Below are 23,267 nucleotides of genomic sequence, written 5' to 3'. Positions count from 1 at the left end.
GTCCCTCACCGGTCCTTCTTGCGGTACATCGAAAGCATCCGCTGCGTGACGAGGAAACCGCCGAAGATGTTGACCGAGACGAGCACGAGGGCGACGAAGCCGAAGCCGGTCGCAAGCCCGCTGGTCGAGATGCCGACCGCCAGAAGCGCGCCGACGACGATGACGGAGGAGATCGCATTGGTGACGGCCATCAGCGGCGTATGCAGTGCCGGCGTCACCGACCACACGACGTAATAGCCGACGAAGATCGACAATACGAAGATGGCGAGCTGGAAGACGAAAGGATCGATCGCCCCGCCGGTCGCAGCACTTGCCGCTTCCGGTGCCTGGGCCGCCGCCGTGATGACGGCGGTCACCGCCTGGTCGAGCTGCTCCAGCGCTCTGTCCATTGCTTCACTGGCCATCAGATGTCTCCCTTCTTCGCGCCGCCGAAGGCGGGATGAACCACATCGCCGGCATTGGTCAGCATCGTCGCCTTGACGAGCTCGTCGTCGAGATTGACGACGACGCTCCGGCTTTCCTTGTTGATCATGGTCTCGAGGAAGGTGACGAGGTTCTTGGCGTAGAGCGCCGAAGCGCTGGCCGCAACCCGGCCCGGCATGTTGGCGAAACCGATCACCCTGACGCCTTCGACGTCGGCGATCTCGCCGGGGACGACACCCTCGATATTGCCGCCGCGCTCGACCGCAAGGTCGACGGCGACCGCACCTGATTTCATCGAAGCGAGCATGGCGCGCGAAACGAGGCGCGGCGCCGCACGACCGGGGATCAGCGCGGTGGTGATGACGATATCCTGTTTGGCGATGTGTTCGGCCACCAGAGCCGCCTGTTTCGCCTGATAGTCGGCGGACATTTCCTTGGCATAGCCGCCGGCCGTTTCCGCCGCCTTGAACTCCTCGTCCTCGACGGCGATGAACTTGGCGCCGAGCGAGGCGACCTGCTCTTTGGCGGCAGGGCGAACGTCGGTGGCCGAGACCGCAGCACCCAGGCGACGCGCGGTCGCAATCGCCTGAAGACCGGCGACGCCGGCGCCCATGACGAAGATCTTGGCGGCCGGCACCGTGCCGGCCGCCGTCATCATCATCGGCATAGCGCGGTCATAAACCGCCGCCGCCTCGATGACGGCTTGGTAACCGGCGAGATTGGCCTGGGACGACAGCACGTCCATGGACTGAGCGCGGGTAATGCGCGGCATCAGTTCCATCGCGAAAGCCGAAAGCCCTGCACTTGCCAGTGCCGCGATCGCTTCGTCATTGCCGTAGGGGTCCATGATGGCGATGACCACGGCGCCGCTTTTATAGCCGGAGATTTCCGATCCGCTGGGACGGCGCACCTTCAGCACCACGTCGGCGGAGGCTGCATCTGCAAAACTGCCGATCCTGGCGCCGGCGGCCTCGAACTCCCCGTCCGGAATGCGCGAAGCCGCACCGGCACCGGCTTCGACGACGACGTCGAAGCCGAAACTTTTCATCTTCTTCACGGTCTCGGCGGAGGCCGCGACGCGCGTCTCCTCACCCGTGTTTTCCCTTGCAACGAAAACGATATTGCCCAACTGCCCCCTCCTCCGGGTCAGCCAGACCGCCGCAGGCTTTCCCTGCGCGGGCCAAGCACCTCATTCAAAAAGCTTCGGAGAAGCTCTCCTCCCCTCAGAACGCCGTGCGTCCTTTCGGACGCACAAAGGGCGCTCTGACCCTCTGAATCTACGCGATCAGCGGAGCAGGAAGATGCCGGCAGCGAGTAGAATGATAAAGACGAGGAGACCGCCGAGAAGGCCGGCGCCGCCGAAGAAACCGGCGGTCATTGCAAGCAGGAGGACGATGAGAAGCATCGAGCCGTATTTCGCGCTGGCGACGAACATGTCGTAGGTCTTTTCATGTTCCTTGTAGTCCATCGGCGCGCCGGTCTCGACCGGTCCGGTATGATGTTCGGCCATAAATATCGTCTCCCTGAAATGCCTCTGCGCTGCTTGATTCCCTAGCCTGAGCGAGGGAAATCCCTTCCTGCAGGAATTACACAATGACAGGCAAAAGCGCAATGCATGAGAATGCCGCGAGCGCGCCTCGCAGCGACCTCATCCGGACGAGAAGACGACCTCAACGATCGGATGAAAGGAGGTCCGGCGACAGATGCGGTTTTCGCCTGTCGTCCACGCCTCATCTGCCCTGACGGCATCGCCTCTCTATCGCGGAGAAAGGGAAATCACAGCGGCAGATCGGTGCCAAGTTCGCCTGGCGGCACGAAACGCGCCGTCGGAATGATGGTGAGCGGCGGTAGCGTGTCGTTCGGAGTGCGCGAAAACATCATACGCTGCTCGCTGGCGCTGGAGATGAAGAAGGGATAGCGCGTCAGCAGCTTGCGTCCGACCTCGATCACATTCGTCGCCATCAGCGTCACGTCAACCCCGTAACTCTCCGCCAGTCGGCCGGGCACGATGGTATCGGCATAGAAGACCCGCTTGTAGAAGGCGGCATGCGGGGGCCGGACGGACTGAATAACGCGGTCAGCTCGGAAATACGCTGCCGCAACGATGGCGGGTCTCAGCGTCAGATAGGGAACCCACGGCAGATCGGCGGTGAGCTCCGGATCGGCCGCGAAACGCGCCGGATCGATCAAGGTCAGCCCGGCGTCCAAAAGCTCATCCATCGCCTCGGGAAAGGCCTCTCCGGACCGGCTGATACGATGCTCCGGCGTCACATAGTGAATTCGGATCGTACTGACCAGTTCACCATAATAATAGAGACCAAAGATATAGGCATGGCTGTCGAAATCGACATCGTCCAATAAACCTTCCGGGGCAAGCGACAGCGCGTCGTGGGCTTTGTAGGCCTTGTAGCGCAGCCGCTCCACGTCCTCCATGTCTTCACTGCTTTCGACCCGGCGATATTCGACGTGATCTAGAATTTCAAGGATTTTCCTGCTGAAATCGCTACGCGTAAAAAGTGTGTCTGACATTCTCTCGATCCGCTCGTTAACGGATCATTAATCATACGCCGCCGATATATAGGCAAGAAAATCTGAAAATTTGGGTTGAATTTAAACTATTAAGGTTAACGGCGCGCAAGATTTTAAGCTGGGATAACCAGTCATTTGCAGGCGGCTCAGGCGACCTTGTTGCGACGGCGCTGGACGGTGCGGCGGCCGATGCCCTCTTGTAGCAGCGTGATGTTCTGGGAAGGCACCGGCCGCGAGAAAACGTAACCCTGCACGAGATCGGCGCTGCGGTGCTTGTTGAGCAGCGCCAGCTGCTCCTCGGTCTCAACGCCCTCGATGACAATCTTCAGGCCCAGTTCGCGGGCGAGATTGACTGTGCCGCGCAAGAGCTTGAGGCGGCGCGCATCCTCGACGATGTTGCGCACGAAGGACCGGTCGATCTTGACGATATCAAGCGGCAGCGTGTCGAGATAGCTGAGGCTGGAGAAACCGGTGCCGAAATCGTCGATGGCAATGGTGATGCCGCGGGACCTGAGCTCCGCCAGGATGGCGCGCACCGCCGCCGGCTCGTCGATCAGGCAGCTCTCGGTGACTTCGAGATGCAGTCGTGCCGCGGCGAGGCCGGAATGGGCAAGCGCCTCGGCAACCACCGAAAGGATGTCGGCATCGCGCAGATCCCGCGCCGAAAGGTTGACCGAAACGGCGATATGTTCCGGCCAGGTCATGCATTCGCTGCAGGCCTTGAACAGCACGAAGCGGGTGATGTCGGAGATGATGCCCATATCTTCGGCGAGCCGGATGAAGACATCGGGGGGGATCGAGCCCCTCTCCGGATGCACCCAGCGCGCCAAGGCCTCGGCACATTCGATCCGCGAGCCGTCGGCCCGGAACATCGGCTGGAAGACGAGATGCAGCGCCTGCGCCGAGACCGCATCGCGCAGATCCGCCTTCAGCTTCTGTTGCTCGATATAGCGGCCGTCCATCTCCCGCTCGAATCCTGAGATGCCGCCCTTGAAGCGCGACTTGCTTTCGAACAGGGCAAGATCCGCCTTGACGCTCCATTCGTCCATCGCGAACGCGTCGCTTTCGAGAATCGCGTAGCCGGCGCTGAGCGAAACGAGAAAAGTCACTTCGTCGACCTCGTAGTTACCCTGGATCGCGGCATGAACGCGGCGGATTTCGCGGTCGAGCGAGACCTGCTCCTTCGCACGCGGGAAGAACAGAATGAACTGATCGCCCATCAGCCGGCCGAGGATGGCATTACCGGAAGCCTGTTTGATGCGGGCGGCGATAGCGCAGAGCAGATGGTCGCCGGTCACATGGCCGCGCATGTCGTTGACATGTTTGAACTCGTCGATATCGAGCACCATGAAGCCGAGCGGCCCGTTCTTCTTCGGATACTTGGCAAAATACTCCTGCACCAACTGGCCGAAATATTGCCGGTTGGGCAGGCCGGTCAGCGCGTCGAAGCGCACCATGTGCAGGATCTTCTGCTCCGCCTTCACCCGGCTTGACACGTCCTCGAAGATCAGCACGGCGCCACCGTCGGCCCTGCGGCTGGCGGAGAATTCGAGCGACAGGCTCTCGGGAAAATGAATGAGCGTGCGCGACAGGCTGCCCTCGGCGACCTGGGTGAGCTGGCGCAGGATGAGCTCCGGTTGCGAGGCATCCATGAAGCTGTAGCGCGCGCCGTAGCGCAGCACGGCGCCGAGGTCGCGGTCCTTCAGCCGCTCCGGCGCACCGATCTTCAGAAGCTCGCAGGCCTTGCGATTGACCACCTGGATGCGGTTTTCGGCATCGACCATGACGAGGCCGTGCGGCATGTTGTTGAGAGCCGTATCGAAACGGTCGGCAATGATGGTGATTTCCCGGCGCGCAATGACGTTCTCATAGAGAAACTCGCGCACGCCGTTCGCCATGGCCCGCGTCGTCAGCCAGAAAGGAATGAGGAAGATCGACAGAACGCCGCGATAGAAATCTAGCACCAGCAGGCTGCAGACGATCATCGGCAGGCAGCAGAAGAACGTCTGGAGGTCGACTGCGAAGCGCGAGCCGTAGTTGCGGCCGACGACGGAAACCATGGTTGCCATGGTGACGGAAATGCAGGCAAGCTCCGCAAAGGAATCGCGCACGACGAAGATGGCGTAGCCGCTGGCGATGCCGAGGAGCGCCGTGGTGCAGGCTCCACTGGCAACGAGAATCCGCTCCCACCGTTCGATTCCGGCGTGCGACAGGCTCTGCTTGTCGACACGATCGAACTGCCGGAAGATGGCCATGCGAGCGCCGAAGACCAGAAGGAAGGCGACCGACAGCAGGATGTAGATGGAGTATTGTGTCTTGGCAGCCACGGCAAGGCACGTCGCAACATGTACAATCACGCCAACAAGAAGCGTCATGCGATTCCCGGAGAGGGAACTCACAAACGACAGATACACATCTATTGGGACCCTGTTCGGGTTATCTGGCTTCATCCACACTTTCCCTGTGCGCGGGAATTCTAAGCCCAACCCTTTAAAAATTGATTTCAATGGAATCAAACATTTGGTCAAATTTTCTAAAACCACAGGATGAACCGCACAGCCTACGCGAGTTAATGCAGCCTACCGGCGAGATTACTGAAATAATTTATCCACGCCTGGGTTGTTGAAATATTCGACGGCCATATGATCCTACCTGCGCACTTAAGACTATACTCCAACGCGAGGCATTTATCCTTCCAATTTCAAAGGCCGTGGTCTACATCGATTGCAAGAGAGAAAAGCTGCCGGAAAACCGGCGGGACAAGAATAAGGGGAGGCGAATGTCGGTACTTCTGGCCGCAAGCCGGCTGATCGATTCGATCAGTCAGTTCATGGGCAAACTTTCCGAATATATGGTGCTGTTCTGCTGTCTGATCAGCGCCGGTAACGCCATCGTCCGTTATGCCTTCAACTACAGTTCGAACGGCTGGCTGGAGATCCAGTGGTATCTCTTCGCCTTCGTCGTCATGCTCGGCGCCTCGCATGCGTTGCGCAACAATGAACATGTCCGCGTCGATCTGATCTATGGTTCGGTTTCCGACAAGGCGAAGATCTGGATCGACATCGTCGGCCTCATCGTCTTCCTCCTTCCCGCATGCGTCTATCTCACCTGGCTGTGCTGGCCCTTCTTCGCGCTCTCCTACCACCAGGGGGAAATATCGGGCAATGCCGGCGGGCTGATCCGCTGGCCCGTCAAGCTGATCCTCGTCGCCGGCTTCGCGTTGCTGTCCCTTCAGGGCGTCTCGGAACTGGTCAAGCGGATCGCAGCGCTCACCGGCTATCTCAGCATCGATACGAAATACGAAAAGCCGCTGCAGTAACGCGGGCTGGGAGACACGGATTTGTTTGATTTCGGCATCATCCCGCCGGCCATGTTCCTGGGCATGATCATTTTCATGCTCTACGGCTTTCCGGTCGCCTTCTCGCTCGCCGCCGTCGGCTTGTTTTTCGCCATCATCGGCATCTTCACCGGCCATTTCGGCGAGGTCTTCCTGCAGGCTCTGCCGCTACGCTTCTTCGGCATCCTTTCCAACGATCTCTTGCTCGCCATTCCCTTCTTCACCTTCATGGGCGCGGTGCTGGAGCGCTGCGGATTAGCCGAGGACCTGCTCGAGGGCACCGGCAAGCTCTTTGGCGGCATACCCGGGGGCATCGCCTATGCCGTCATCCTCGTCGGCGCCGTTCTCGGCGCGATCACCGGCACGGTGGCTGCCTCGGTCATCACCATGGGGATGATCTCGCTGCCGATCATGTTGCGCTACGGCTACAACCCGCGCCTTGCCACCGGCGTCATCGCCGCCTCGGGCACGATCACACAGGTGATCCCGCCTTCGCTCGTGCTCGTCGTTCTCGCCGATCAGCTCGGCAGGTCGGTCGGCGACATGTATCTCGGCGCGATCGGCCCCTCAATCCTGCAGGTGACGATCTTCGTGCTCTTCATCCTGGTGATGTCGATTATCCGGCCGAAATCGATGCCGCCGCTGCCGAAAGAGGTGCGCGGCGATTTCAACTGGGCTCTGCTCGTGAGGGTGCTGATGGGCATGGTCCCCTCGATCGTGCTGATCTTCCTGGTGCTCGGCACGATCTTCATGGGCCTTGCAACACCGACGGAAGCAGGCGCGCTCGGCGTCGTCGGCGCCATTGTGCTTGCCGCCATGAATCGCCGCCTCACCTGGCCGCTGATCCGCGAAGCTATGTCATCGACCACGCACATCACATCCATGGTGGTGATGATCCTGATCGGCTCCACCTGTTTCAGCCTGGTCTTCCAGGGCATGGACGGCTCGCGCTGGATCGAGCACATGCTGTCGGGCATTCCCGGCGGGCCGGTCGGTTTCCTGATCTTCGTCAACATCTTCATCTTCGTGCTCGCCTTCTTCCTCGACTTCTTCGAGATCGCCTTCATCGTCATCCCGATGCTCGCACCCGTTGCCTCCAGTCTCGGCATCGACCTGATCTGGTTCGGCGTCCTGATCTGCGTCAACATGCAGACGAGCTTCATGCATCCGCCCTTCGGCTTCGCACTCTTCTACCTGCGCTCGATCGCCAGCAAGGACGTCAAGACCTCGGATATCTACATGGGTGCGCTCCCCTGGGTCGGTATGCAGCTGATCCTGGTGGCGATCGTGATTTTCTGGCCGCAATCGGTCACCTATTGGCTGGATCACGGCCCGAAGGTCGACCCGAACGCGATCAAGATCGAAATCCCAGGCTTCGGCGGCCAGCTCGGCCTGCCGCCACTGGGCGGCGGCGGCAATGGCTCACCGCAGATCCCCGGCCTGAGCCTGCCGCCCCTGAACGGCCTGCCGGGAGCACCGCCGCCACCGGCAAAATAGTCCAGAAATAACAAAACCCCGGATGGAGATCCGGGGTTTTGTTATTGCGCTCGTCTGAAGCGTCGACGGCGGAAAGCCTTAAAGCTTTCCGGCCCGTTGCTGAATCATCATGAACGTATCGAAGGTGTATTCCGACAGCTGCATCCAGAGATAGGCGTCCCGCTTGAAGGCGGTCTGGTCGTCGTAAATCTTCTTGAAATACTGGTTCGTGCCCGAGATTTCGCTGTAGATGCCCGTGGCTGCCTGGAAGCAGGCTTCCATGATCTCCTGGCTGAATGGGCGCAGCGTCGCGCCCTCCGCGACGAGCTGCTTCAGCGCGGTTGGGTTCTTCGTGTCGTACTTCGCCAGCATGTTGGTGTTGGCAAAGGCGCAGGCGTCGGTCAGCGCCGCCTGATAATGCTTGGGCAAGCTGCTCCACTTTTCGAGATTGAAGAATCCATGCACCGTCGGGCCACCTTCCCACCAGCCCGGATAATAGTAGTACTTCGCCACCTTGTGGAAGCCGAGTTTCAAGTCGTCATAGGGGCCGACGAATTCCGCCGCATCGATCGTGCCTTTTTCCAACGCCGGATAGATGTCGCCGCCGGCGATCTGCTGCGGGATGACGCCGACCTTCTCCATGACGCGGCCGGCAAGGCCGGCAATGCGCATCTTGACGCCCTTGAGGTCATCGAGCGTATTGATTTCCTTGCGGAACCAGCCGCCCATCTGCGCACCGGTATTGCCGGCCGGCAGGGCATACATGCCCTGCGTGGCATAAAACTCGTTCATCAGTTTGTTGCCGTTGCCTTCATAGTACCAGGCATTGGTCAGACGGCTGTTCAGCCCGAATGGAATGGCCGTTCCAATGGCATAGGTCGGGTCCTTGCCGACGAAATAATAGGAGGTGGTATGGGCTGCCTCGACCGTGCCGGCGGCAACGGCATCGACGGCCTGCAGGCCCGGCACGATTTCACCCGCCGCGAAAGGCTGGATCGTGAAATTGCCATCCGTCGCGGCGGCGACATGCTTGGCGATGTCCTCGGCGCCGCCGTAGATCGTATCCAAGCTCTTCGGAAACGACGATGTCATGCGCCACGCGATCTTCGGATTCTCCTGCGCGATCGCAGGCGCTGCCAATGCCGTTGCGGCAACCGCACCGGCGCCGGCGGTTCCCGCCTTCTTGAAAAACGAACGACGATCCATCAAAAACCTCCCGTATAGATGGTACTGCGCGGGCGATCTTCACCCCTACCCGCAGCAAGGGCAAACCTAAGCATGGCGGGGGCCGCGATTCAAGCTTTAGTCTATTAGCCTTTGGCATCAAGACGGCAATAAGGCGGCCCCAGGCGCCCATCAAAATCAGCGGCTTAGCCCAAACCGGAGAGCTTCCCTATCGCTTCCGCCGCAATTTGGCCACCTCACGCAGCCAAGCGTTGACTTGACGGCCGTTCTGGCGGCAGAAACGGCAAGCACAAAGATTTCACCGGGGCTGATATGACGAAACCGATCGTTGCCATTCCTTCCGATATCCGCAGCTTCGACGGCGCAACCTGGCATGCCGTGCAGCATCAATATCTGCGTGCCGCATTGAATGCCGCCGGCGTCATGGCCTTCATGATCCCCGCCTTCGAGGAAGGCTACGATACCGATGCGATCCTCGACCGCGTCGACGGCCTGCTGGTGTCCGGCTCGGCCAGCAATGTTCATCCCTCGCTCTACGGTACCGAGGCGAATGACAAGCACGGCCCGTTCGACCCCGCCCGCGACGCCACCAGCCTGCCGCTCATCTGCCGCGCCATCGACCGCGCCGTCCCGCTGCTTGCCATCTGCCGCGGCATCCAGGAGCTGAATGTCGCCCTCGGCGGCTCGCTGACAAGCGAGATCCAGGAGCAACCCGGCATCTGGGACCACCGCCGGCCGGAAGGCGTCGACCGGGACGGCATGTACGCCATTCGCCAGACCGTCCACGTCAAGGAAGGCTCCTGCATCGCAGGCATTCTTGGTCCGGGCGAGATCCGCGTGAATTCCCTGCATCGCCAGGCAATCGCCAGAACCGCCCCACGCCTGCAGGTGGAAGCGATCGCCGAAGACGGCACGGTGGAGGCCGTTTCCGTCATCGACGCCAAGGCCTTTGCCATCGGCGTGCAATGGCATCCGGAATATTGGGCTGAGACCGATAAGTCTTCGAACCAGCTGTTCGCCGCTTTCGGTGACGCCGTCCGCAGCTATGCCGCCGCCAAGCTGCCGATAATCCCCGCGCAGGCGATTGCCTGACTCCAGGCGCCCGCGAAGCGCTAGTCTGTTACTCGGCAAGCATCGTCCGCGGAGCCAGCTACGCCTAAGCCTTCTGCGGCGTCTCCGGCACCGGCGTCAGCGCCGCACCCTTCTCGAACCAGGCAATGAGATTGTCGGCGACGAGATCGGCCATCGCATTGCGTGTCGGCACGGACGCGGAGGCGACGTGCGGTAGCAGCACGGCATTGGTCGGTTCCAGCAGGTCGGCCGGCACGGTCGGCTCTTCATAGAAGACATCGAGACCGGCAGCACCGAGCGCGCCGGAAGCAAGCGCCGCACTCAGCGCCTCCTCGTCCACCGTCCAGCCGCGGCCGACATTGACGAGAATGCCGTCAGGGCCGAGGGCAGCCAGAATATCGGCATCGATCGTCTTGTGCGTCTGCGGCGTCTTCGGAACGATGGCGATCAGCGTATCCACCGCTTCCGCGAGCCCTTTCAACGTCGGGTGATAATCGTAGGACACATCGGCATGGCGCGAACGTGTGTGATAGCTGATCTTCACCTTGAACGGCTCCAGCCGCTTGGCGATTTCAAGCCCGATGCGGCCAAGGCCGTAAAGCCCGACGTGGCGACCCTTGAGTGAGAAGCGCGACAGCGGATAGGCCGTGCCCGGCTTCCAGTTACCGGCACGCAGCCAGGCTTCGGCCCGCGGCAACTCGCGGACTGTGTTCAGCAGTAGGCCGATCGCCGTATCGGCGACCTCGTCGTTCAGCACATCGGGCGTATTGGTGACGACAATGCCTTTTTCGGCGGCATGTTTTACATCGACGCCGTCATAACCGACACCGAAATTGGCGATCACCTCGACACGCGGCAGTTGGTCCATCCAGGCGCCCGGGAAGGAGCCGGACACGGCGACAGCGCGGATGCGGCCGGCAATCTCGCCGTCAAGCGCAAGCGTCTCCTCGCGCGGGACGGCGACAATCTCAAAACGATCCTTCAACCTGTCGAGAACACGCTCGTGTATCTTCCCAGGAACGAGAATGGCGATGCGGGACATGGCTTTTCCTCTTGGATGGCGGTCTTGGTTCAGGCGCGCGGCCGATGGGGACTGGTGGACTGGCGAATGCGCATTTCCGGCTTGATCAGATGCATACCGTCAGGCTCATGGCTGCCGGCAAGGCGATCGAGCAGCGCCCGGGCGGCCAGGCGCCCGACCTCGGCCTGACCGTTCCAGACGGTCGTTAGCGCGGGCGTAGCGATCGAGGCCTCCTCGAGATCGTCGTAGCCGGTGACGGAAATATCGCGTCCCGGCACCAGGCCGGCGCGCGCAATGCCGTTCATCAGGCCGATCGCCACGAGATCGTTCCAGCAGACGGCTGCGGTCGGCTTCTGCGGCAGCGAAAGGAAATGCACTGCAGCCTCGAAACCGCCCTGTTTCGAGCGCGGACCGGGAATGCGCAGGTTCGGATCGACCTCGATGCCGGCCTTGCGGAGCGAATTGACGTAGCCCTGGTAGCGGTCGCGGCCGGTGGATGTCTGGTCCGTGCCGCCGATCATGGCGATCGAGCGATGACCGAGGCCGATTAGGTGGTTGGTGGCAAGCGAGATACCGTAGCTGTCGTCGCCGCGATAGGTCGGCAGGTCCTGCCCTTCCATCGAGCGGGCGACCAGGATCGCCGGCATGCCGTTGTCTTCCGCCAGTTGCACGTCTTCCGGCGGCGTACCGATCGCCGGCGACATGATGACGCCGTCGCCGCCGAGCTGCAGCAGCGTCTCGATGAAAGTGCGCTGCTTTTCGACATTGTCGTAATGGTTGGAAAGGATGAAGGTGTGGCGGCTACGATCGAGCTCGCTTTCGATTGCCTTCAGAATCTCCCCGTAGAAGGGGTTCATGATGTCGTGCACGACGACGCCGATGATGCCGGAGCGGGAGGTCCGAAGGCTGGCGGCACGGCGATTGTAGATATAGCCGAGCGCGCGCGCCTGTTCCTTGATCTTCTCCCGGGTATTGCCGGCGACGAGCGGACTGTCGCGTAAGGCAAGCGATACGGTCGCCGTTGAAATGCCGAGCGTTTCGGCGATTGTCGAAAGCTTGATCTTCTGGACCACGTGTCCTCCTCCAGGCAGCACGCAAGCAGCAAGACCCCGCCGTCAAACCGGCGCGGCCCTTAAAATGTTTAATTAAAAGATTTAATCGATGGAAGCAATTCGTCTTTCGGGGAAATTTCAGTCTTCGTCCGGTTCTTCGATATGAATGGCTTCGGCCTGCAGATTGGCATCGATCGCCTTCAGCAGTCGGACGAGATTGCGAATTTCCTTCTCGGAGAACTCCTGCGTCGCCAGCCTGTCGCAGGCCGAGGCCGCCATCTCGATCCCCTGAACGCTGCCGCGGCCGAGTTCGGTGAGATAGACTTTGGTTAGGCGCGCATCTTCCGCATCGGGCTTGCGCTCGAGAAATCCCTGCGCCTCCATGCGGCCGATCGTGCGCGTCATCGTCGGCGCCTTGACCCCGAGCTTCTGGGCAAGACCGCCTGCCGTCATGCCGTCGCTCTCGGCAAGCGAGAGAATGACGCCGTCCTGGCCGGCATAGAGCCCGCTTTCAAGCAGGTTGCGCGAAAGCACCGTCCGCATGGAACGCGCCGCCTGGGTGAGCGCCGGAGAGAGATCGACGAGCGTATACTCGGTCTGGTCCTTCTTCTTGGACTTGTTCTTTTTGCCGTCCTTGTGCTTCTTTCCCATAGCCATCCCTTTGATCTTTAAGCCCCGACGCCGCTGCGATATGACATTGCTCAGGATCTCGTCATAAACAAGAGGCAACGACCGGATGATGACACCTTCGCCGCGCTTCGAGGACAGCAACCCGACCTTTGCACCTGACGGGCGCCGTCTGATTGCCGTGTTGCCGCTCGGCGCCCATGAACAGCACGGCCCTCACCTGCCCTTCGAAACCGACACACTGATTGCCGAAGGCATCGCCGGGCGATTGAAGATGGCCCTGCCCGCTGGCCTGCCGGTCACCTTCCTGCCCGCCGAATCCATCGGCTATTCCATAGAGCATATGGATGTTGAAGGAACGAAGACGCTTGCCTTCGACGAAGCGGTATACCGCTGGCTCGGCATCGCCGAAGGCCTGGCAAAGCAGGGCATCCGCAAATGCGTGATGCTGAACGCCCATGGCGGCAATTCGCCCGTCATATCAATCGTCGCCACCGAGGCGCGGGTCCGCTTTGCCATGCTGGCGGTGGCGACGAGCTGGACCCGTTTCGGCGTGCCGGATGGCCTGGTCACGCCGGAGGAAAAGGCGATCGGTATCCACGGCGGCGATATCGAGACCTCGGTGATGCTGGCCCTTCATCCCGACAAGGTTGATATGGCGAAGGCGGCGGACTTTTCCTCGCGACAGACGGAATTCGCCGAGCGTTTCAAGCATCTGCGCGCCTACGGGCCGCACGCCTTCGGCTGGAAGATGTCGGATCTCAACAGGCAAGGCGTGGCGGGCAATGCCGCGGCTGCGACGGCAGAAAAAGGTGAGGCGCTGATTGCCCATGCGGTAAAAGGACTGATGGAATTGATGAGCGATGTCGATGCATTCGATGTCGCGCAACTCAGGTGAATATGGGCCATCTGCACCGGCCAGACGATGTGATCTTATAACATTATAAAACCCTTTGAACTGCCACGCTCAAGCCATTATATGAGACCAACCGTTCAAGCAGCCGATCCCAAGCCGCTCGGCCGCACGCCTAATCCTAGAGGTTCTCATGACCGACGCGATCTCCACCCAGAAGCCCATTCCCGTTACCGTGCTCACCGGTTATCTCGGCGCCGGCAAGACGACGTTGCTCAACCGCATTCTCTCCGAAAATCACGGCAAGAAATATGCGGTCATCGTCAACGAGTTCGGCGAAATCGGCATCGACAATGACCTGATCGTCGAGTCGGACGAGGAAATCTACGAAATGAACAACGGCTGCGTCTGCTGCACGGTGCGCGGCGACCTGATCCGCGTCGTCGAAGGCCTGATGCGCCGCCCCGGCCGCTTTGACGGCATCATCGTCGAAACGACCGGCCTTGCCGACCCAGTGCCGGTCGCCCAGACCTTTTTTATGGATGACGATGTGCGCGCCAAGACCGAGCTCGACGCCGTCGTCGCCCTCGTCGATGCCAAGCACCTGCCGCTGCGCCTGAAGGACAGCCGCGAGGCCGAAGACCAGATCGCCTTCGCCGACGTCGTCATCATCAACAAGACCGACCTGGTGACCCCGGAAGAACTTGATGTGATCGAGGATATCGTCCGCGCCATCAACCCGGCCGCCCGCGTCTACAAGACCAGCCGCTCCGGGGTCGACCTCGCCCGCGTGCTCGATCAGGGCGCCTTCAACCTGGAGCGCGCGCTCGAAAACGATCCGCATTTCCTGGAGCACGGCCATGACGACCACGTCTGCGGCCCCGATTGCGATCACGACCACCACCATCATGACCATGATCACGATCATCACGGCCACGACCATCATCACCATGGCGCCCATAACCATGGCGCGATGTCGGCGATCCACGATGTGACGGTGCAGTCGGTGTCGCTACGCGGCGGTCAGATGAACCCGGAGCGTTTCTTCCCCTGGATCCAGAAGATCACCCAGACGCAGGGGCCGAATATTTTGCGTCTCAAGGGCATCATCGCCTTCAAGGACGATCCCGAGCGTTACGTCGTTCAGGGTGTGCACATGATCATCGAGGGTGATCACCAGCGGCCGTGGAAGGAAGGCGAAAAGCACGAGAGCCGTCTCGTCTTCATCGGCCGCGAACTCGACCGCGAGAAGCTCGAAACCTCCTTCAAGGCATGCGAGGCAGCCGCCTGATGCCGACAGTTGCACCGCTTGATCTCGACGGCCACGTTCTGGCCGTCGAATTTTTAGGTGATGTTCCCTTCTTCGCAAGCGCAAACGGTACATTCCACCGGCTGGACGGCGGCGACAGGGTTTCTGAAGCCCACCAGGGCATGCTAACCGCGATCCGCGACCCCTACAGCGAGAGCCTGATTTCGGGCGGCGAGGACGGCAAGGTGCTGCGCATTGCCGCCGACGGCAGCGTCAGCGAGATCGCGACCGCGCCGCGCAAGTGGATTTCGCAGGTGGCAGCCGGCCCGCAGGGCGCCGTTGCCTATTCCTACGGCAAGAGTTCGCTCGTGCGCCTTGCCGATGGCACGACCAAGGAATTCCCCGAAGAGCGCACCGTCGAAGGTCTTGCCTTTGCGCCGAAGGGCCTGCGCATCGCGGCCGCGCGCTACAACGGTGTGTCGTTGCACTGGATCGGCATGAATGCCAAGCCGATCGATCTGGAATGGAAGGGTGCGCATACCGGCGTCACCTTCTCGCCTGATGGTAATTTCCTCGTCACCTCGATGCAGGAAAACGCATTGCACGGCTGGAAGCTCGACATCAAGCCCGGCACCGAAGCCCGCCACATGCGCATGACCGGCTACCCTTCCAAGGTGAAATCGCTCTCCTGGTCGGTCAAGGGCAAGTGGCTCGCGTCTTCAGGCGCGCCTGCGGCAATCGTCTGGCCCTTCCAGGGCAAGGACGGGCCGATGGGCAAGGCGCCGCTGGAGCTCGGCACCCGCGCAAATATCATGGCAACCGCGGTGAAATTCCATCCGCTCGAAGACATCCTCGCCATCGGCTTCATCGACGGCATGATCCTGGCCGTGCGCATCGCCGACAGCAAGGAAGCGCTGCTGCGCCGGCCCGGCAAGGGTGCGATCACAGCGATGAGCTGGAGCAAAAACGGCAAGTTGCTCGCCTTCGGCTCGGAAGCCGGCGATTGTGGTGTCATCGATATTTCGGCTTGAGGCCGTTGCCGGCATGGACGACGCCCTGATGGAACCCGAAATCATGGCGCTCACCGCCGATCACATGCAAGCCGCGGCCGCAATCAGACGTGCTTCCCTGTGGCAGCGGCTGCCCTGGCTGCCGGATGTGCATACGCCCGAGGAGGAAGAGCAGTATTGGCGCATGCATCTGCTGCCGAATTGCTCCATCCTCGGCGCTGCCATGGGCAACCGGCTCGTCGGTGTCATCGCCTATGGCGACAACTGGATAGAGCAGCTTTACGTTCTCCCCGGTTTCCAGGGCATGGGCATCGGCTCTTCACTCCTCGGCCGCGCCAAGGAGGAGATGAACGAGATCAGGCTCTGGACGTTTAAGCGTAATGCAGGCGCTCGTGCTTTCTACGAACGGCATGGTTTTACCGCTGAAAAGGAGACCGATGGCGCCGACAACGAAGAGCGGGAGCCTGATGTGCTCTATCATTGGCGCCGGCTTCCGGAGCTGACTCCTCGCCCGCAGCCATCCGGTGGTTAGAATATGCTATCGGACTCAAGTCCGTAGGATATCGGGGCTTGCCAAACGCCGTGCCCGGGCGAAACATGAACCACCAGCAGGAAGCGCTTTCCGCTGCCGTGGCTGACAGAGGAAACGGAAATGTCGAAATCGACCCGCCTCGGTTTAGCCGGGCAACAGCCGCACGCTTTGGCCCACGCATCCGTCTGGACCGTGATCCGCGCCGAGGCGGCCGAGTTCGCCGCGCGCGAGCCGATATTGCGGCAGCTGCTTGCCGCTCAGGTAACGGACACTGCCAACAACGATGAGATCATCGCCTGCGTGCTGGCCGCGCGGCTCTCCGTAGCGCAGGTGGAAACGGGTGATCTGTTCGATCTCATCCTGTCCACACTTGATGACGATATCATGCGGAAGGTCGAGGCCGATCTCATCGCCGTGCGCGAGCGCGATCCGGCCTGCACGACATTTCTGCACGCGCTTCTCAATCTGAAGGGCTTTCATGCGCTTGAGACGCATCGCATCGCCCATGCGCTCTGGATCGCCGGCCGTCCGGAGATCGCCAGTTGGCTCGCCAATCTCGTTTCGCTGGTCTTCGGCCCGGATATCCATCCGGCGGCACGGATCGGCGCATCCATCATGCTCGACCACGGTTCGGGCATCGTCATCGGCGAAACGGCTGTCATCGAGGATGAAGTGTCTATCCTACAGAACGTCACGCTCGGCGGCACCGGCAAGGAGACCGGCGACCGCCACCCGAAGATCCGCCACGGCGTGATGATCGGCGCGGGCGCCAAGATCCTCGGCAATATCGAAATCGGCGCCTTCAGCAAGGTCGCCGCCGGCAGCGTCGTGCTCAAACCGGTTCCCACGCATTGCACGGTTGCCGGCGTGCCGGCAACGGTCGTGCGCATCCACCGCGCCGACGAAATTCCGGCCGAGACGATGGACCAAAATATCTAGGGCCGCCCCGTTCCTACGCAGCTTGTTGATTTTCTCCAAAGACTTCGACCCGGTTGCGGCCTTCGCGCTTCGAACGGTAGAGCGCCTCGTCCGCCTTCTGCGTCAACCGCTCAAAATCTCCACCGCTTTCCGCACGAGCGGCAACGCCGATGCTCAGCGTCGGAAAGACGGCCAGATCCGGCCGCTGCATGACGGCAGCGGCGAAAGCGAGACGGATGCGCTCGGCAATCGCCATCGCTTCCTCCAGGGAAACGTTTTTCAGCACCGCCAGGAATTCATCCCCACCTTGACGGGCGAGCAGGTCGCCGGAGCGCATGATGCCTCTCGAAACACTGGCGAAAAGCCGCAGGATGTCGTCACCGGCAGCATGGCCATGCCTGTCGTTCAGTTGCTTGAAATGGTCGATGTCGATGATCAGCAGCGATACCGGCTGGGAGCCGAGAGCAGGCAGATGCTGGGCAAGGCCGCCGCGATTGAGCGCGCCGGTCAGCGGATCGTGGTGAGCGAGTTCCGTCAGCTGATTTCGGCTGCGCTCGGCGGCCATCAGCACCATGGCCATGCTGCGCAGCATGATGAAGGCGACCGCCGATACCGCCATCCAGCTATGAATTGCACTGCCGCCGAAGGGATCCGGCCCTCCGATCTCACCGGTCGCCGCGAGAATGCTGCGAACCGCAAAGATCGCGGCAGTGCAGGCGTAGAGGCCGACAAGTAAGGCTGCCGAATAAAGCCTCTCGCGCCGGACAATGCCGATCGCCTCCCTTGCAACGGCAAGATCGCAGAGGCAGCAGATGACGGAGACGTAGAGGAGCCTCGCCGAGACTGCCGATGAATCGCTGACGATGAGGACGACAGGAACGCTGATGAGCAAGATCGCAAGCCAGAAAGTGCGCTGGTCGAGCGCTCGTCCCGAAAAGACGCGCACGGCAAAGAACATCAGCATATAGCCGGCGATGGTGACGATATTGCCGCCGTCGATCGAGACGGAGGTGGGAACGAGATTGCGCAGCGCGACGAGAAACGAGCCGACACCGACAAGAAGGTTGCTCAAGCCCCACCAGAGCGGCCACCTCTCGAAGCGACCCGTCGCATAGGCTGCAAGCTGGAGAACGCCCAGCACGAAACAGCTCACGGCAACAATGAAATAGATTGTCCTGAGATCCAGCAGCATGGCGCTTTCCCGAAATTCTCGCGGAACTTACAGGAAGCGTTTTGCGGTTTGATTGGAGCCTTCGCTAAAAATTTAACGATCGCGGGTTTTTCCCTGCTGTATAATTCTAAATGCTACAGACCCTTGGCGCGTCTGAAAGACGCGCGGCGCTGTCATCAAGCGGCCCGCACCGAGCCGATGATGTCCGCCAACAGACCGTGCAGCAAGTCCCTGTAGCCGCTTCGGGCAGACGGACCGCTCTCTTCCGAGGTCATGACGACGGTGAGATCAAGCGACGGCACGATGTAGAGCATCTGCCCGCCATATCCCCAGGCGAAATGCACCTGCTCGCCGCCGATCTGCCGCGTGAACCAGCCATAGCCATATTCATCGCCAGAGAAACGCGAGTTGGTGCGCTGCTGCCACGACTGGGCAATCCAGTCGGCAGGAACGATCTGGCGGCCGTTGGCGGTCTTGCCGCCGTTGCGGTAGAGTTCACCGAAGGCAAGCAGGGACCGGGCGCTCATCGCCATCTGATTGCCGCCCAGATAGATGCCCTGCGGATCGCGCTCCCATGCGCCAATGCGGAAACCTTCGACAGGACCCAGCCATTCGCGCGCCAACACCAGCGTCGGCCGCCGGCCGACCTTGGTGAGAATGGCCGAAAGCAGATGCGTGGATGCGGTGGAATAGAGCATCTCGCCACCGGGCTGATCGACGAAAGGCTGCGACAGTGCAAAGCGCACCCAGTTGCGCGAGGAGACCCAGCGGCCGTAGTTCGCCCCCGACATGCGATCGAGCCCCGCCTGCATGGAGAGAAGATTGCCGATGGTGATGTCGTTGATGCGCGGGTCTGGTGCTGCCGGAAGATCGGCCTTCAGGATCGGCGCGATCTTCTGGTCCGGCCCCTCGAGCAGGCCTTTGTCGATGGCGATACCGACCAGCGCCGAAATGATCGACTTCGAAGCGGATTTGATATTGGTCGATTCCGAGGGCGAATGACCATGAAACCCACGTTCGCTGAGCACGCGCCCGTCGCGAGCGACAATCACCGTCTTCAGAGGTCTCATCGCGGGGTCGCTCGCCGCGCGATCGAGACGCGGACCAAGCCCGCCGACGCCGGAAGCCGTGCTCTGGGCAGTCGCTGGCCCCGTTGCAGCAAGCGGCAGGCAGAAGAAAAGCAGAAGGGAAAGAAGGCGGATCATGCGACGCAAGATAGGATATCGCCGCGATATGTTCGCGGGCAGGCGCCCCTTTTCACGCGATTGTGTTTCCGCGTGCTGCCGGCGCCTTTTCGAAACTTGATGCCAGAAAGACAATCCGCGCCGCAACTACACCAGGCCCGCCTGCCTGCGTGGTCAAACGGCGCGGATATTGCCAGCCGGGGGAAAAATTCTCAACCTGGCCGGCCGGTCGGAGCAGCCTTACGGCTCCGCGTGACGTTTCAGGCCGATCCGGCCCAATCCCGTTCTAGGCTGCGCGGCGAACCGGGGCACCGGTCAGCATGCGTCCCGAGGGGACGATCATGCCGGCCGCGCCGCCAAGCCAGCCGTCCGTGAGCTCGAGCGCCAGAAAGCGCGAGCGTTCGAACGGACCCGGCATGACGAGATGGCGAGCCTTTTCGGCAAAGAAGCCGAAGCGCTCGTAATAGGCAGCATCGCCGACGAGCAGGACGGCGCCGTGCCCGCGCTTCTTCGCTTCGAGAAGCGCCGCACGCATCAGCGCCGAGCCGATGCCCTTGCCGCCCTGATGGGGCGCAACGGCGAGCGGTCCAAGCAGCAGCGCATTGATCGGCGTGCCTTCGTCATTGACGCCGGCCTCGATGTTCCAGAGCCGCACCGAGCCGATGACATGGCCGTCGCGATCGCGCGCGACGAGCGCAAGGCCCTCGGCCGGGACGCGGTTGCGGCGGATCTTCTCCGACGACTTCTTGCGGCGATCCGGGCCCATGACGCGGTCGAGCAGGTTTTCACGCGCAACGACATCCGAGGGATTTTCGGCGTCGATGGCGAAAGTGGTAGGCGCAAAGAATGCGCGGACAGAATCAAGAACAGCGGCCATCTTGGCCTCCCGTACCCAATACCGTTATCAGCGGCGATGAAGGAAGATTGTGAAGTTGCCGCCCCGGCTGGTTACGGGGCCGGCGGAAACGACCTTAGATGACGTAGGACTTCAACGGGTCGAAACCGTTGAAAGCGACCGCCGAATAGGTCGTCGTATAGGCGCCGGTGCCTTCGATCAGGACCTCGTCGCCGATCGAAAGGGAGATCGGCAGCGGATAGAGGTTCTTCTCGTAGAGCACGTCGGCCGAATCGCAGGTCGGACCGGCAATGACGCAGGGCTCCATCTCGTCGCCGTCGTGTTCCGTGCGGATCGGATAGCGGATGGCTTCATCCATCGTCTCGGCGAGACCGCCGAACTTGCCGATGTCGAGGAAGACCCAGCGGGCATCGTCATTGTCCGACTTCTTCGAAATCAGAACGACTTCCGCCTTGATGACACCGGCATTGCCGACCATGCCGCGGCCCGGCTCGATGATCGTCTGCGGGATCTGGTTGCCGAAATGCGTGCGCAGCGCCTGGTAGATCGACTTGCCGTAAGCTTCAGCGGACGGAACGTCACGCAGGTACTTGGTCGGGAAGCCGCCGCCCATGTTGACCATCTGCAGGTGGATGCCCTGCTTGGCAAGCGATACGAAGACGCGCTTGGCATCGGCGAGCGCCGAATCCCAGGCATCGACCTTGGTCATCTGCGAACCGACATGGAACGAGACGCCATAGGACTGAAGGCCAAGCTGATGGGCGTAGACGAGGACGTCGACAGCCATCTGCGAAACGCAGCCGAACTTGCGCGACAGCGGCCATTCGGCGCCTTCGCCATCCGTGAGCACGCGGCAGAAGACCCGGGCGCCGGGAGCGGCGCGCGAAATCTTCTCGACTTCCTCGTGGCTATCGACGGCAAAGAGGCTGACGCCGAGCGCATGCGCGCGGGCAACGTCACGTTCCTTCTTGATCGTGTTGCCATAGGAGATGCGGGCGGCGGTCGCACCGGCTTCGAGCGCCATTTCGATTTCGGCAACGGATGCACAATCGAAATTGGAGCCGAGGCCTGCAAGCAGCTTCAGCACTTCGGGAGCCGGGTTGGCCTTGACGGCATAATAGATGGCGCTGTCCGGCATGGCGTGACGGAAGGCGTGGAAATTGTCGCGAACGACGTCGAGGTCAACCACGAGGCAGGGACCATCGGGACGTCGGGTTGCGAGAAAGTCGCGGATGCGCTGAGTGGTCATATCGATTCCCTCTTCCAATTCCAGAGCTCCGGCATGAACCGGAGGACAAAGGGCATACGATAGCTCGCATTGGAACCAGCCGGTGGAGACCCCGGAACCATAGCAAGCGCTCGATGCGCAGATAGTGAACCAACGCCGCGATGCGGTGTAAGTTCGGCTTTGTCTGCCATGGATTGGAGGGAGAATCCCAACCGCACTTCCGGCAATGATGGTGTGCCTCTTCAGTAACCCCCGCTGATGGAAAGCAGGGAGAGAACAAAAAGGCCCGCACCGTCGTTGCTTCAGGCGTCCTCGCATTTTCCGGTTGGCCGGAATAGCGACTGGAGGGGTTAATTCCAGGTACCTTACCGATTTCCTCACCAATTCGAGGGTTCGGCGGACACCCATGGGCACGTGCGACTTTGGGCTGAGTGGGAAATAAGAATATTCGCCTTCATAATCAAGCGATTTTTTGATCTTGGGGCTAAAAAAATTATTGAACAAGACGAGCCAATTTGTTCAACATTCCGAAACAGCCTGAGGGGTGCCATGGATACCTTGACCCGCATACGCGCCTTCATCGATGTCGTCGAGGCCGAAGGCTTCTCCGCTGCGGCACGGCGCACCGGCCGCTCGAAGGCGCTGCTCTCCAAATATGTGCGCGAGTTGGAGGACGAGCTCGGTGCGCTGCTGCTCAACCGCACCACCCGTCAGTTCTCGATGACCGAGGCCGGCCATACCTATTACCGCACCGCCTCCGATATCCTGAAGGAGATCGACAACCTCGCCGATCTCGTGCGTGAAAACAATGCGCAGCTCAAGGGACGGCTGCGCATCTCGGTGCCGCGCACCTTCGTCGATGCCGATGTCGGCCAGTCGCTGATCGACTTCGCCAAGGAGAACCCGGACCTTTCGCTGGAGATCGCCGCCGACGACCGGTTCGTCGATCTGATCGAGGAAGGCTTCGACGTGGCGATCCGCATCACCAAGCTCGAAGATTCCGGCATGATCGCCCGCAAGATCTCGGATTTCCGCATCCATATCTGCGCCACCCCTGAATTTCTCGAGCGCTATCCCGATCTCGATCACCCGGCGGCCCTTTCCAGCGTCCCCTTCATCGTCGATACCAATGCGCGCACCCAGGCGAGCATCCGCTTCCACAATCCCGACAACACCTCGTTCGCAGTTGCCGTTTCCGGACCGATAGAGGTGAACAGCCCGCATGCGACATTACGCGCAGCACTGGCCGGCATCGGCGTAGCCTTCATCCCGGATTTCATCGCCCGCAAGCCAATCGAGAGCGGCGAACTGGTGACCCTGTTCAACGATTACATCCCCACCGACCGCGGCATCTATGCCGTTTACCCACACCGGCGCTACCTGCCGGCCAAGGTGAGGATTTTCGTCGATTACCTGCACAACTGGTTCAAGAAGCACCCATGATGCGACAACAGGTTCCATGTTGATCCACATGGCTGAGACGATCGGCGACGATCGGGGAACCGCCAGTGAAGCCCGTCCCAATTCCGTCCCAATTTCTGGCAA

The 23,267-nt window shown here is 61.1% G+C and carries 22 protein-coding genes; 9 read left to right on the top strand and 13 right to left on the bottom strand.

Annotated elements, in window-relative coordinates:
* Nucleotides 1-5: 5 nt before the first annotated feature.
* From BS630_RS24600 to BS630_RS24580, 5 genes are all read right to left on the bottom strand, one after another.
* Nucleotides 6-404 (bottom strand): proton-translocating transhydrogenase family protein, encoded by a 399-nt coding sequence (locus BS630_RS24600; protein WP_003542949.1) that lies wholly within the window; start codon nt 402-404, stop codon nt 6-8.
* Entirely contained in the window at nt 404-1,552 is a 1,149-nt protein-coding gene (locus BS630_RS24595; RefSeq protein ID WP_077979474.1) for a Re/Si-specific NAD(P)(+) transhydrogenase subunit alpha, read from the bottom strand. The genes BS630_RS24600 and BS630_RS24595 overlap by 1 nt, the downstream gene beginning before the upstream one ends.
* Before the next feature lie 156 nt (nt 1,553-1,708).
* Nucleotides 1,709-1,933 (bottom strand): aa3-type cytochrome c oxidase subunit IV, encoded by a 225-nt coding sequence (locus BS630_RS24590; RefSeq protein WP_077979472.1) that lies wholly within the window; start codon nt 1,931-1,933, stop codon nt 1,709-1,711.
* Between the two features lie 266 nt (nt 1,934-2,199).
* Entirely contained in the window at nt 2,200-2,952 is a 753-nt protein-coding gene (locus BS630_RS24585; protein WP_017962130.1) for an N-acyl amino acid synthase FeeM domain-containing protein, read from the bottom strand.
* Between the two features lie 146 nt (nt 2,953-3,098).
* The gene (locus tag BS630_RS24580; protein WP_077979470.1) at nt 3,099-5,402 is read right to left on the bottom strand and encodes a putative bifunctional diguanylate cyclase/phosphodiesterase; all 2,304 of its coding nucleotides are present in this window, start codon (nt 5,400-5,402) and stop codon (nt 3,099-3,101) included.
* 329 nt (nt 5,403-5,731) lie between these two features.
* Here BS630_RS24580 and BS630_RS24575 point away from each other — a divergent pair, with 329 nt between their 5' ends.
* Together BS630_RS24575 and BS630_RS24570 are read left to right on the top strand one after the other, a co-directional pair.
* Nucleotides 5,732-6,271 (top strand): TRAP transporter small permease subunit, encoded by a 540-nt coding sequence (locus BS630_RS24575; RefSeq protein WP_077979469.1) that lies wholly within the window; start codon nt 5,732-5,734, stop codon nt 6,269-6,271.
* 21 nt (nt 6,272-6,292) lie between these two features.
* A complete protein-coding gene (locus BS630_RS24570) occupies nt 6,293-7,786 on the top strand; it encodes a TRAP transporter large permease (RefSeq protein WP_077979468.1) in 1,494 nt (497 codons plus the stop codon).
* Between the two features lie 78 nt (nt 7,787-7,864).
* Here BS630_RS24570 and BS630_RS24565 read toward each other — a convergent pair whose 3' ends face one another.
* Complete coding sequence (locus BS630_RS24565) at nt 7,865-8,971, bottom strand: TRAP transporter substrate-binding protein (protein WP_003552852.1); 1,107 nt, start codon at nt 8,969-8,971, stop codon at nt 7,865-7,867.
* 291 nt (nt 8,972-9,262) lie between these two features.
* On the opposite strand from BS630_RS24565, the gene BS630_RS24560 reads away from it, so the two are divergent.
* Nucleotides 9,263-10,042 (top strand): gamma-glutamyl-gamma-aminobutyrate hydrolase family protein, encoded by a 780-nt coding sequence (locus BS630_RS24560; protein WP_077979467.1) that lies wholly within the window; start codon nt 9,263-9,265, stop codon nt 10,040-10,042.
* Between the two features lie 64 nt (nt 10,043-10,106).
* Here the strand turns inward: BS630_RS24560 and BS630_RS24555 are convergent, their stop codons facing one another.
* The 3 genes from BS630_RS24555 to BS630_RS24545 form a co-directional block, all read right to left on the bottom strand.
* Nucleotides 10,107-11,063 carry a 2-hydroxyacid dehydrogenase gene (locus BS630_RS24555; RefSeq protein WP_077979465.1) on the bottom strand — a complete coding sequence of 319 codons (957 nt, stop codon included), beginning with the start codon at nt 11,061-11,063 and terminating at the stop codon, nt 10,107-10,109.
* A 29-nt stretch (nt 11,064-11,092) separates the two neighbouring features.
* Complete coding sequence (locus BS630_RS24550; protein ID WP_003542973.1) at nt 11,093-12,115, bottom strand: LacI family DNA-binding transcriptional regulator; 1,023 nt, start codon at nt 12,113-12,115, stop codon at nt 11,093-11,095.
* 117 nt (nt 12,116-12,232) lie between these two features.
* Nucleotides 12,233-12,745, bottom strand: a complete 513-nt coding sequence (locus tag BS630_RS24545; protein WP_025396056.1) for a MarR family winged helix-turn-helix transcriptional regulator — start codon at nt 12,743-12,745, stop codon at nt 12,233-12,235.
* Nucleotides 12,746-12,830: 85 nt separating this feature from the next.
* On the opposite strand from BS630_RS24545, the gene BS630_RS24540 reads away from it, so the two are divergent.
* The 5 genes from BS630_RS24540 (at nt 12,831) to cysE (ending at nt 17,304) form a co-directional block, all read left to right on the top strand.
* Complete coding sequence (locus BS630_RS24540) at nt 12,831-13,619, top strand: creatininase family protein (protein ID WP_077979464.1); 789 nt, start codon at nt 12,831-12,833, stop codon at nt 13,617-13,619.
* Between the two features lie 148 nt (nt 13,620-13,767).
* Nucleotides 13,768-14,865, top strand: coding sequence for a CobW family GTP-binding protein (locus tag BS630_RS24535; protein ID WP_077979463.1), 1,098 nt, complete (start codon nt 13,768-13,770; stop codon nt 14,863-14,865).
* Entirely contained in the window at nt 14,865-15,854 is a 990-nt protein-coding gene (locus BS630_RS24530) for a WD40 repeat domain-containing protein (RefSeq protein WP_065281295.1), read from the top strand. Before BS630_RS24535 ends, BS630_RS24530 begins: the two co-directional genes overlap by 1 nt.
* Before the next feature lie 13 nt (nt 15,855-15,867).
* The gene (locus tag BS630_RS24525) at nt 15,868-16,365 is read left to right on the top strand and encodes a GNAT family N-acetyltransferase (RefSeq protein WP_077979462.1); all 498 of its coding nucleotides are present in this window, start codon (nt 15,868-15,870) and stop codon (nt 16,363-16,365) included.
* 120 nt (nt 16,366-16,485) lie between these two features.
* The gene (gene cysE, locus BS630_RS24520) at nt 16,486-17,304 is read left to right on the top strand and encodes a serine O-acetyltransferase (RefSeq protein WP_077979461.1); all 819 of its coding nucleotides are present in this window, start codon (nt 16,486-16,488) and stop codon (nt 17,302-17,304) included.
* Nucleotides 17,305-17,317: 13 nt separating this feature from the next.
* On the opposite strand, the gene BS630_RS24515 is transcribed toward cysE, so the two are convergent.
* The 4 genes from BS630_RS24515 to odc2 form a co-directional block, all read right to left on the bottom strand.
* The gene (locus BS630_RS24515) at nt 17,318-18,475 is read right to left on the bottom strand and encodes a GGDEF domain-containing protein (RefSeq protein WP_077979459.1); all 1,158 of its coding nucleotides are present in this window, start codon (nt 18,473-18,475) and stop codon (nt 17,318-17,320) included.
* 155 nt (nt 18,476-18,630) lie between these two features.
* On the bottom strand, nt 18,631-19,659 hold the full coding sequence (locus BS630_RS24510) for a serine hydrolase domain-containing protein (RefSeq protein WP_077979458.1): 1,029 nt from the start codon (nt 19,657-19,659) through the stop codon (nt 18,631-18,633).
* Nucleotides 19,660-19,924: 265 nt separating this feature from the next.
* Nucleotides 19,925-20,515, bottom strand: coding sequence for a GNAT family N-acetyltransferase (locus tag BS630_RS24505; protein ID WP_077979457.1), 591 nt, complete (start codon nt 20,513-20,515; stop codon nt 19,925-19,927).
* A 94-nt stretch (nt 20,516-20,609) separates the two neighbouring features.
* On the bottom strand, nt 20,610-21,743 hold the full coding sequence (gene odc2, locus BS630_RS24500; protein ID WP_077979653.1) for an ornithine/lysine decarboxylase: 1,134 nt from the start codon (nt 21,741-21,743) through the stop codon (nt 20,610-20,612).
* A 528-nt stretch (nt 21,744-22,271) separates the two neighbouring features.
* Here odc2 and BS630_RS24495 point away from each other — a divergent pair.
* Nucleotides 22,272-23,165 (top strand): LysR family transcriptional regulator, encoded by an 894-nt coding sequence (locus BS630_RS24495; RefSeq protein ID WP_077979456.1) that lies wholly within the window; start codon nt 22,272-22,274, stop codon nt 23,163-23,165.
* The last annotated feature ends 102 nt before the right edge of the window (nt 23,166-23,267 follow it).

Origin of the sequence: Rhizobium laguerreae (genome assembly GCF_002008165.1) — a bacterium.
Taxonomy (GTDB): Bacteria; Pseudomonadota; Alphaproteobacteria; order Rhizobiales; family Rhizobiaceae; genus Rhizobium; species Rhizobium laguerreae.
Note: the sequence above shows the minus strand (reverse complement) of the source record. Positions and strands in the feature narration are given on the sequence as shown.